Source organism: Nostoc sp., from assembly GCF_041747015.1.
In the GTDB taxonomy this organism is placed as follows: Bacteria; Cyanobacteriota; Cyanobacteriia; order Cyanobacteriales; family Nostocaceae; genus Nostoc.
Genome location: NZ_JBGTFY010000353.1, coordinates 1 through 11278, shown reverse-complemented (window position 1 = coordinate 11278; position 11278 = coordinate 1). Strand labels below are relative to the sequence as shown.

Below are 11278 nucleotides of genomic sequence, written 5' to 3'. Positions count from 1 at the left end.
ATTGGGAGTTAAACCGCTCCCGTCACGAGTTATACCATTTCACGAAAACCTTGATACACATAGATTTTTCCTAGGGGCATTGCCATGCCCCTAGCAACGTATTTGTATCATTATTAAAGTGAAGAGGTACTCAAGTTCCCCACCCCCAACCCCCTCCCCGCTCTTCGAGAGGGGGCTATGATGTACCTCATCTGATTAGGAAACGCTGTAACGTCGGGTAAGTTATTTTTTGCGAGTCGATGCAACAAAGATGCGAGTCGATGCAACAAAGATGCGAGTCGATGCAACAAAGATGCGAGTCGATACAACAAAGATGCGAGTTGATGCAACAAAGATGCGAGTTGATGCAATAAAGATGCGAGTTGATACAACAAAGGTGCGAGTCGATGCAACAAAGGTAAAGTCAAAAAAACTTGTGTGTACACCATCCCTCTCCGAGTCGGAGAGGGACAGACTTGAACTTTAGTTCAAGGCAGGGAAAGGTTCGTTGAATTCAGGTTAATCCAGTTCAGTTAAAACTTGATCCTCCCTAACCCTCCTTAAAAAGCAGGGAATTAGAGCAAGCTTTGATGAATCTCAATTTTAAGCACGCCAACGGAGTATCTGATCCTTGACAGGATTCACAAATTCTCGTCCTTCAGCGACAGACCGAGCATATTCCCGCTTTAACTGGTAATACCAAAGCGCTTGCATATCTGAGTCCTTAATCAATCGCAACACAGGATTATATTTAAGTCCAATCTGCTGCTTTTCCACTACCGTTCGGTCTTGACCAATGAAGGTTTGCGCCAATATATGCATCACTGGCTTGAAAAATCTCACCCAAGGAAGTGTCCAGTAAAGAGCAAAAGTTACCTCAGTTTCTGTGTCTGAAATTGGTGTAACTGTGGTCAAATTACAAACTCGATGGTTTCCGATAGTAGTTTCTTCAATTCTGACTCCAGGTAAACGAAAAGAAATCTCCGTTTCTGGCAGACCACCGCCAATCAGCCAGTATAATCGACCGCCATTCTCTGGTAATCGGTGTCGTCGCATTGTAAAGCCGTAGGGCGAAGCGTCAAATTGCTTTACTTCCTCGTGCAGTTGCTCATTTCGCCACCACCAAGCGCGATGAACATAGGGTGAATGGGCAGGGTCCATTAAACCTACCACTGCATGATCTATAAAACAAGGAAACCTGACGATTTTTACAAACTGCGGCGCTCGCTCTTCAAACCCAGGAATTACCGGAATCTCCATCTCAGAAGCAGGTTGAGCGTTATCTGGATCACTCATATATATCCAGATATTCCCTTGAGCTTCCCGAATTACGTATGACTCTACATCAAAACGAGTCAAATCTATCTCCTGCTCTTCCACAAGAGATGGAATCGCAGTGCAGCGTCCAGCCTGATTAAAGCGCCAGCCGTGGTAACAGCATTCGACTTCCTGCCCATTGAATCGACCACAACTCAAGGGCACACCACGATGGGGACAAATATCCCGCATGGCAGAGACTTTCCCATCCTGGCTGCGGACTAACAGCACTGGTTCTCCTAAAAAGATGCGGCTGATCATCATACCTGGCTTGATCTGATCGCTAGGCAAAGCATAGTACCAAGTATTACGTAATACAAAGTTGTCATTATTTTTCATAACTAACTGGGTCTGCCTTTGACACAACGAAAGTCATGGTTGATGAAATGGAAGGTTATGCTTAGAAACATTCTTTCAGGTTTTTAATAGCTGTAGGTAAATTCAACTGATGCACTTTTTAGTCATTCTCTCAGATTTGCGAACAGCTGCGATCGCTCCCGGTGTGAAGTTGGATTATTCATGACTCCTAACTTTTAACTATGGTTTCTAAACCTTGCACTAATCTTTCTATACCCTCTTTTACCGTCTCTTTTTGCAGTGCCCCATAAGCAACACGTAGATAGCATCCATTATCCACACCAAAGGTTGTACCTGGAATGACTGCTACTTTATGTTCTTGAATTAGTCTTTTAACTAACTCAAAAGCATCCATTTGGGTATGAACTTTGAGGAAAAAATAGAACGCGCCATTAGCAGGGGTAATGCTACATAAGCCTTGTAGGCGGTTAAGGGAGTCTAGTACTAATTGGCGTACTTGCGCCAACGCTCCTATATTACTCTTCAAATACTCCTCTTTTGCCTGCAATGCTCCTAAAGCTGCATATTGAGAAACTACTGGCGGACAAATCAAAATTGTATCCTGAACTTTTTTGACGGACACAAACAAGTGTTTAGGAATCACCATGTAGCCAATACGCCAACTGGCAAAACCGTATGCTTTAGAAAGGCTATACAGGGAAATGGTGTACTGATTACTACCAAATGCACCAGGTGAAACGTGTTTTACTCCGTTATAGGTAAAGTATTCATAGGCTTCATCGCTGATGTGGTAAATGCCGCAAGTGCCACATATTTGATTTACTTGGCGCAATGCCGCTTTTGAATAGACAACCCCAGTCGGATTATTCGGTGAAACTGTCACTACTGCGCGTGTTTTGGCAGTAATTGCTTGAGCGATCGCCTCTGGACGTAGTTGATAATTTTTATCCGTTTCCACTAACACTGCACGACAACCAGCCATTGCGTAGTTTACCGCCGCAGGCATCGCCATTTCGTGATTGAAATAATAAGGCGTATTCAAAATAATTTCATCGTCTGGGTTAGTGATAGCAAGAATGGCATTCATAAATCCCATGTTGCTCCCTGCTGTCACAAAAATGCAGTTTTCCTCGTTAATTTCAATGCCGTTGAAGGCTTGCAATTTTCCTGCAAGTGCTGTTAGCAACGGTGGAATTCCCTCAACTGATTTATATAGATTATTAGTAGGTTCGGCCAAAAATTTAGGCAAAAATTCTATTGCTTCCGGTGGCGGGTTGTAATAAACAACACCCTGTCCTAGAGAGATGGTTCCAGGAGAGTTTTTAATCAGTTCCCCAACCATAGGAATAATTGGCGATTGTACCGCCTGCATACGAGAGGTTAGGGATTCCATTTAACCAAAGTACGATATTTTACAAACCTCATAACAGAAAATTAATGTTTCTCACCCCCTACTGTCCTTGATTATCCCCTTACCAAAGAAGGAAAGGGAGAGTTACAGATGGGGTGAGATGGTTCGGTTTAGAAGAATGATTGATCAGATTTGCGATTACCCAAAAATTTAGTCAATCGAAATCTGTTGAGGGCCAGTGGTTTTCCCATTCTGTGTGTCCGTCCTTGTACCAGTGTAACTATTCGAGCCGATTTGTTGGTTGAGCCAACTTTTAACCGGATCGTCTGCAAGATTGAGCCGAAGCACTCCAGAAAATAACCCACCCACAAATGAGACTGGATGCTGGGTAAATTCTTTGAATATAGGTGACAATGCACTAATGAACATTAAGAGTCTCCTGGCGCTGCCGTAAAAAATTATCACATCTTAATTGATCGTAACCTGTTAAGGGATTGGGGATGGGGCATTGGGCATTGGTTATTCTCCTTGTCTCCCTCATCTCCCTAGTCATTTCGCCTTATGAGCTTGGTTGCTGATCGGGAAACATACACTTATCAGAGTCACAACCACTAGGGCCGGCCTCTGCCATTTCGCCTAAATCGTAGCGGCTTAGAACTGCACAGAAATCATCTGTTTTGCGCCGTGCTTTCACCTCTTGACTTAAGCGATCGCACGTTGATTTGTCTATTGGTTCAAATGGCAAACGTGGGAATGATTGCAAATCATCAAAACGAGCTAAAAGAGCTGCGGAAATATATCCTTCATCATTCTGAATAGTTTCGTAGATGCGCTGTCCAAGGCTCTCTATTTCTTCAGAGCGAAGTTCCAAAGTAGCTGATGTGTTGTGAGTTACATACCAGCGTTGAACCTGGAGAACAAAATCAAATTGGGCTAAGACTGAAAACTTAGAAACATCAATTTCATCAGCCCCAGGTAAATCAGCCCAAGATACAGAAACCGGGATTTCTACTAACCATTCACTGACTCGTGAATCAAAGGGATCGTTAAGTAAATTACCCTGTTCATCTTTGTCAGATTGAGAGGGAATAACATTGTAACCATAGTCAATACAAGCTAAGGCTACTGGGTCATTTTTGCCAAAGGTGATCCGGCGAATAAATCTTTGCGCTTTCGGGGGATGCCATCCTGAACTAGCATTAGTTAATAAAGCTTTAGTACCGCTAGGTTGGACTGTAGTACAGCGATTTGGACGTTTGAGATTGTGGCGATCGCAATAATCCCAAACCACCCGATGTACAATATCTTTCCAAGAACTTAAGTATTTCTTTTCCTCACGTTTGAAAGCTAATCCTTGTGCAGTTGCGGGTCTTCCTTCTTCCCACCAGCGTAGCCAATCAACACCAAAAGCATGAACAAAGAAATCAAATAAACCTGTGAAAGAAACCCCGACAATCGGATCTAATTCCCGGCTGTATTGATAGCGTGGTTCGAGGAATTTGTGATTTAAAAGTGCTGCTACAGATAGCGCCCCAGCAGTGAAAGCCTCCTCTTGTTCTTTGTAATTATGTGGGTCAATTTGATTCAGGTGAACCTCAGATAAATTGCAGTTACCAGTTAGAGTATTACCAAATACTCCTTTGTGATGTTCCGGTTCATTGAAGCAATAAGTATCGTGTAAACCTGGCAATTCTTCCACACCTCTCACTATTTGCCATTTACCTTTGTATTTGGCATCACACCCTTTGCTTACATCCAAACGCTGGCAAGGAATTTGCCCACAGTCAGTAATTTGCAAGTAATATAAATCTTGACTGCGAACACCATAATTAGTTACTGATCCTTTATGAGCGCAAAGATTCAAAGAAGAACGGATACCGCATTTAGTTAGTAATAACTGGACTCGATATGCACGTTCGTAATCAGAGATATAAATCCTAATGCCATTGCTATTTGTATTCGAGCCATCTGTATCCGCTAAACCAGCGATAAAGTGCAAAATTGCTTGGCGATTCCAACTAGCAATTACATTCAGTGACTCTGGATTTGCTTTTAAACTCTTTAAAAATTCTCCAGAAAAACCTAAGTCTGTTACATCTGTAAAAGTCGGTAAGTAGTCATAGTTTCTTTCAGGAGACTTTGTTCCGATTACAGATAAAGCGGCTTTGTGTTCGTAGAGTCTAATTTTGGCATTACCATTTTGATCTGTAGTTCCATCTCCTACAGCTATCCCCAAAGTATAGGCATAACTTGGATCGATATTTAATCCATCATCATACTGAATAGTAAAAGGCTCAGTATGAATGGCATATCTACTAACATCCATCAAATCCTTAGTTTGCACTTCTTTGTATTCTTGATAAAATCTATCTTTCACAAAAAAGCGATGATATGCGGTTGCATCCAAGTAAGTACCATCTGCAAATTTGACTCGATATAAATGGCGATTGTTGCCAGTTTTAAATGGTGTTACTCGGCTCCATTTTTGACCATTCCAAATCTCAGTTTCACAGTCAATAACATCTTTGATTTTATGCATTCCATCTCTAGTGATGAGTAAGGTATCACCGCTCACGCAATGGAAGTTAGACCCGATGATTTCTCCACATGGATTTAAAGCATATCGCTGCAAACGATGTTCTAACTCATTAGCATCAAGATTTGGATAACGTTCTTGCAACCACTGTTTTGCTGATCCTTGTTCGTAAGCTTTCAAGAAATCAACTTTTAAGTTAGGAGTTGGCAGCAAATCAATGTTCGATCGCGCCACAGCTTCACCAGCCCATTGAATTGCTCCTTCGCCACTGTAATATTGTTTGCGGACAGCATCAATGCATTCTTCTAATGTTGGCTTGCGGTGAAAAACTCTGGTATGATTTGCCATCCTCAAAGCATCGCGCTCTGGATCAATTCGCCAGTTGCCATTTTCATCCTGCTGCCATAAGTTATCTTTGGCGGTAGCTGCTAGGCGATCGCCAGAATCAAACTGACGCATCCCCGCACTATTATGTGTCAGATAGCCATCACAATAGAAACAATGAGCTTCTTCGACTTCAATATCGTAAGTGTGGACATGATCATAACTGCCCAGTCCTTTAACACTAACTGGAATATCTAGCGAGATATCAGCTTCAACGATATAGCGTTCATAATTGGCATCAACAATGCGAGAACCTTGGAATCCCATATCTCGCATTTCGCTATAGGTGTAAGCTTCCCGCATGATTGCACCAGGGACGGTAAAACCATACATTTTTGAGCCACTGCGTTGGGCGGGTTCCCCGACTTGAAGCAAGTGGCGTAGTCCTTTTTTCACACACCCTTTAACTGAGTATGGTGCAATAAGTGCGTTGTAACGCTCTTTGAGGGCTGGTATTGTGAGGCTGTACTTAACTTGCCATGTTTCCTCTTGTGGATGGATAATGCTAATTCTGCCAGCGATCGCCAAACTGGATAAAACCGCGCTAACTTGTCTAATAAATGACCGATAGACTGAGGTAACTAAGTGAGGGGGTCGGTTATTCACAGCACCGTCACTGTCCATTAATCCAGCTAGGTAAGCCGCCCTGATATCTACTGAACCCTGCAAAATAAAACTAGGAATTGCTAGGGAAATATTAGGTTGCTTGATGTAGCGATGGAAGTACTCAGCTAATCGAATAGATGAACAGATTGATTTGGCAGTATTTTCGCCCTTGATGATGCCATGAGTAGCAGTCAATCCAAATAAAGCTAAAGCAGCATCTATTTTGGCTTGAACTCTAGCTGTGAGTTCCGTATCTAAGCTGTTCATTGCCCATTCAACCCGGCCATAAGGCTTATCATACTTATTCCGACCGAGAGCAACATAGCCGTCACCGTGGGTTAACCCAATTAGCCAAGCAACCTCAGATGTCAATTCGGGAATTACAAAGGACTTAGCTGTGCGACTATTTGAGGGTCGAGATTCAGTAAAATCAGGGGGTAGATGGGTAACTGTACCAGGTAGAACTTGTGTATTGTGCAGTAGCCGATCGCCCTCAACTAGACTTGCGAGCGCCTTCCAGGTAATTCCCCCTTGAGCATCTGCAAGAACTGCTTGTTTGTGGTTTAAAGTTGCTCTAGGGTAAGTCCCATTAGTTTCAATTTCATAGACATCCTGAAATCCTTGGTCAAATTTATCAACAACTCGCCGAAATCCTAAAGGAGTTTGCACTAAATCATCCACTTGGATATCGCAAATGGGAACAAGACCTTTGGAAGTATGAACTAAAGCATCTTCAGGGAGACAGCGCCGAATATTGCCTGCAACAATTGTCACAGCCGCTTGGTCGATTAACAAACAGCATTCAATTGAATTTAATTGTCGTCCTACAGCTTTATTGAGAATAGAGGCACAACGCTGATAAAGTCCGGGCAATTTCACCGGATTAGCAACTCCTCCAAAGCCGTTGAGAGTTTCTCCGGCTTTGCGAACATCGCTGATATCAACTAATACTTCAACTTCTGCCGAAAACTGTTCATTAGTGGAGAGTTCCAACAGGGTTTGATATGATTCAACCCAACCTTCGCGGCTATCTCCAACGTGAATAGTGACGCTATTGCCTTCTATATTTGTTTCAGTATATTCACGTCGCAGTTGTTGAGGAGTGCTGCCAATTTCACCTTGGACAGTGACATTCAAATGATTACGGATGGGGGGCAACTGGTTGATAAATTGTGGTTCTAGAACTGCTCCAGTCCCACAGCCCATCATTGCCAGATCCATCATTAATCCGAAGGCACTCCAGTCTTCGAGATTGGTAGAGGTGCAATTATAAGCGCCGGAGAAGTTCTTGGGCTTGGTTATCCAGTCTGTACCACCAACCCATAGCCAGCGTCCACTGGGCATAGCTTTCAAGTTGCGCTGCATCTGATCGAGTATGTCGGCTTCTTGTTGAGTTAGCTTCCCTAGCTTGATTAAAGCAAGTAGAGTGCGATCGCATACCTCATCCCATGTTTCCCTTAGTCCCGCCTTGGTACGGCGGCTATAGGTTCTAAAAAATACGGGATTAGCAGCCGGTGCAGTTTCGGGAAACTTGGCACTCTGGCGTTTTCTTTCGAGTTCTCGAACCATATATTAGGTGTCTTGCGTTCTGGTTGCGTGCGGACAGATTATGACTATACGCCAAGTAGTTTTAGGATTAAAGATTGTCAAATTGTCCACTTTGCGCTACCTCTAAGCCGTATAGATTTCAACAAAAATTTATGATGTATAATGTCGATTCCCCTCTAACATAGCTAAGTACTACGTTGCAATTAGAACATAAGTTAATGCAAATGCGATCGCTGGAAGCGGGCGTTTCGCCATCGCCTTTGGCGCTGCCCCTTGGGCGATCGCTGGTGGAGAGACAGGATTAATAAGCGAGTGCGTAACTTTTACTAACACTCATAACAGTTAATTACGTCTACGATCTGAAATTAAGAGATAATCACTGAAGCCATCATGCTAGAGTACAATCCCTTATCTTGCTTGCCCTCATCTGAGGAACTACCAGACTCTGACGATACGCCAGTGGATAATGAATTACAAAATATAATTCCAGGTTTACTCAAAGTTATCTTAGCGATGGTTTGGGCAGAACGCATGGATTGGTTTTTTGGTATAGATATGGGGATTTATCATAACCCAGATTTACCGCCAATCGTGCCAGATGGATTTTTGAGTTTGGGGGTAGAGCGATTTTATGATCAAAACCTCCGCCCCAGTTATGTGCTTTGGGAAGAGAAGAAATTACCTATATTGGCACTTGAGGTGGTATCTCAGACATATCGCAATGAGTATTCCACCAAAAAAGCAGAGTATGCAAAATTGGGAATTTTGTATTATGTAGTTTACAACCCATTTCGTCGCCGTAAGCCACGTTTGGAAGTTTACAAATTAGTTAACAATGTTTATGAATTTCAAGATGGTAATCCTGTTTGGTTCCCAGAAATAGGTTTAGGAATTGGCATCGAACAAGGAACTTATCTAGGCATTCCGCGAGAGTGGATGTATTGGTATAACCAGCAAGAACAAAGGTTTTTAACACCAGAAGAAGATAAAAAACTTGCTCAACAAGAAGCTCAACAAGCAAAGCAAGAAACCCAATTATTACGAGAACGGTTGCGATCGCTTGGCGTAGATCCTGATTTAATCTAAAATGGAGTTCAAAGACTCATCCACGAAGATCAAAGCCTCATTACAGCAATTTTCTTATAATGTAATCATATCTCATCTAGCAGAGGTAAAACTATGACTATTGAACAAACAGTTCTACAAACATTCCGAGAATTACCACCAGATAAACAGCAAGAAGTTTTAGATTTTATTCAATTTCTCAAATATAAATTATCAGTTCAAAAACCATTTTTTATATCTGAACATCAAAAAAGTTTAAGAGAAAGTAAAGACATTACTGATTTTTGGTCAGCCTTACAAGACTTTAGACAAATGGTTGACTTAGAAAGTATTGACGATGACACTTTTGAAAATCTACGGGATAAGTCACCAGGAAGAGAAGTTAATTTATGAGTCTAAATTATTTACTAGATACTAATATTTTGTCGGAGGCTAAACGACCTCATCCCAACGAGAAAGTAATGGAAAAGCTAAGGTTATATAGACAAGAAACAGCCACAGCTACCCTAGTTATCCATGAAATGTTATATGGTTGTTTCCGTCTTCCTATTTCTAAAAAACGTCAAGATATAGAGGATTATATCAAAAACGTAATTTTAGCAGAAATCCCTTTATTTGATTACGATCTAAAATCTGCACAATATCATGCTCAGGAAAGAGCTAGATTATCAAAAATTGGTAAAAATCCTGGATTTATTGATGGGCAAATTGCGAGTATTGCAGTTACAAATAACTTGATTTTAGTAACGAATAATGTAGGAGATTTTCAAGATTTTGATGGTATAGACATAGAAAATTGGTTCATTAATTAAGATACCGCATTGTTTATTCAATTTGTTAATGCGTATTGCTTTGGTTTGGACATCACCAATGCGTTCAGTTATTTCCAAAGACTGATTGTAGAGTGCGTAAGCGTAGCCCGTCGTAGACATCGCTCGGCATAGATCCTGATTTAATCTAAAATTGCCTAATCACGAAGACGCGATAAATTCCCTAATCACAAAGACGCGATAAATCGCCGTCTCTTGCCTTAACCGAACAGTATTGCGAGGTTCACGAATGAAGCTCCGAGGTTCATCAACGAAGCTCTGAGCTTCATTAATGGAGTTCAAAGACTCATCCACGAGTATCAAAGACTCGTTCACGAGTATCAAATACTCGTTCACGAGTATCAAAGACTCATTCACGAGTATCAAAGACTCATCCACGAGTATTAAAGACTCGCTCACGAGTATCAAAGACTCGTTCACGAGTATCAAAGACTCGTTCACGAGTATCAAAGACTCATTACAGCAGTTTTCATTTACTTAAATCCCACTCTTGCATTCTTCTCTGTGCCTCTGCGCCTCTGCGTGAGATAAAAATCTTTCAGTAATTACGAATTACGAATTATCCTATCAAGACTTGCACTCACACTTTCAGCATCCGGTGACTTCAATCGCTGCAAAATCTCTAAAGCTGGTTGCAAATAGGATATCGCTTTAGTGTATTCACCCTGCTGTTCTGCCAAATCTCCTAACCTTCGCAAAGTCATTGCTTGAGTTCGGACAGCACCAATGCGTTGACTTATTTCCAAAGACTGATTGTAGAGTGCGATCGCTTCATCCACTTCCCCTTTGTTGGCGTAGAGTCTTCCCAGTTGGTGCAACGTCGCCGCTTTGCCTTGGACATTACCAATGCGTTCTTTTATTTGCAAAGACTCCTTGTAAAGTGCGATCGCTTGTTCCACTTCTCCTTTGTTGGTGTAGATCATTCCTAGTCGGCGCAACGTCGCCGCTTTGGTTCCGATATCTCCAATGCGTTCTGTTATTTCCAAAGACTGATTGTAGAGTGCGATCGCTTCATCCACTTCCCCTTTGTTGGTATAGATTTTTCCCAGTTGGTGCAACGTTGCCGCTTTGCCTTGGACATTTCCAATGCGTTCTGTTATTTCCAAAGACTGATTGAAAAGTGCGATCGCTTGCTCCACTTCCCCTTTGTTGGCGTAGATACCTGCCAGTTGGTGCAACGTTGCTGCTTTGCCTTGGACATTACCAATGCGTTCAGTTATTTCCAAAGACTGATTCAAAAGTGCGATCGCTTGCTCCATTTCTCCTTTGTCGGCGTATATACCTGCCAGTTGGTGCAAGGTGGCTCCTTGACCTTGGACATTGCCAACGCGTTCAATAAGTTGT

Annotated in this window: 9 protein-coding genes; 4 read left to right on the top strand and 5 right to left on the bottom strand. The window is 42.1% G+C overall.

The features are described from left to right. Positions 1-229 precede the first annotated feature (229 nt). The gene (locus tag ACEW80_RS28285; protein WP_373529791.1) at positions 230-466 is read left to right on the top strand and encodes a hypothetical protein; all 237 of its coding nucleotides are present in this window, start codon (positions 230-232) and stop codon (positions 464-466) included. Positions 467-582: 116 nt separating this feature from the next. Here the strand turns inward: ACEW80_RS28285 and ACEW80_RS28280 are convergent, their stop codons facing one another. The 4 genes from ACEW80_RS28280 to nrdJ all read right to left on the bottom strand — a co-directional run bounded on the left by ACEW80_RS28280 (position 583) and on the right by nrdJ (position 8060). Next, positions 583-1635, bottom strand: coding sequence for a Rieske 2Fe-2S domain-containing protein (locus ACEW80_RS28280; protein ID WP_373529790.1), 1053 nt, complete (start codon positions 1633-1635; stop codon positions 583-585). 187 nt (positions 1636-1822) lie between these two features. After that, positions 1823-3007, bottom strand: a complete 1185-nt coding sequence (locus tag ACEW80_RS28275; protein WP_373529789.1) for a pyridoxal phosphate-dependent aminotransferase — start codon at positions 3005-3007, stop codon at positions 1823-1825. A gap of 168 nt (positions 3008-3175) precedes the next feature. Beyond that, positions 3176-3394, bottom strand: coding sequence for a hypothetical protein (locus tag ACEW80_RS28270; RefSeq protein WP_373529788.1), 219 nt, complete (start codon positions 3392-3394; stop codon positions 3176-3178). A gap of 130 nt (positions 3395-3524) precedes the next feature. Beyond that, entirely contained in the window at positions 3525-8060 is a 4536-nt protein-coding gene (nrdJ, locus tag ACEW80_RS28265; protein WP_373529787.1) for a ribonucleoside-triphosphate reductase, adenosylcobalamin-dependent, read from the bottom strand. Positions 8061-8429: 369 nt separating this feature from the next. On the opposite strand from nrdJ, the gene ACEW80_RS28260 reads away from it, so the two are divergent. The 3 genes from ACEW80_RS28260 (at position 8430) to ACEW80_RS28250 (ending at position 9916) form a co-directional block, all read left to right on the top strand. After that, positions 8430-9125: a Uma2 family endonuclease gene (locus ACEW80_RS28260; RefSeq protein WP_373529786.1), complete on the top strand. Its 696-nt coding sequence runs from the start codon at positions 8430-8432 to the stop codon at positions 9123-9125. Between the two features lie 93 nt (positions 9126-9218). Next, complete coding sequence (locus ACEW80_RS28255) at positions 9219-9497, top strand: DUF2281 domain-containing protein (RefSeq protein ID WP_373529785.1); 279 nt, start codon at positions 9219-9221, stop codon at positions 9495-9497. Next, positions 9494-9916 (top strand): type II toxin-antitoxin system VapC family toxin, encoded by a 423-nt coding sequence (locus ACEW80_RS28250; protein WP_373529784.1) that lies wholly within the window; start codon positions 9494-9496, stop codon positions 9914-9916. The genes ACEW80_RS28255 and ACEW80_RS28250 overlap by 4 nt, the downstream gene beginning before the upstream one ends. Positions 9917-10479: 563 nt before the next feature. Here ACEW80_RS28250 and ACEW80_RS28245 read toward each other — a convergent pair. Then, positions 10480-11278 (bottom strand): tetratricopeptide repeat protein (locus tag ACEW80_RS28245; RefSeq protein ID WP_373529783.1); only part of this gene is annotated, 799 nt, incomplete at its 5' end.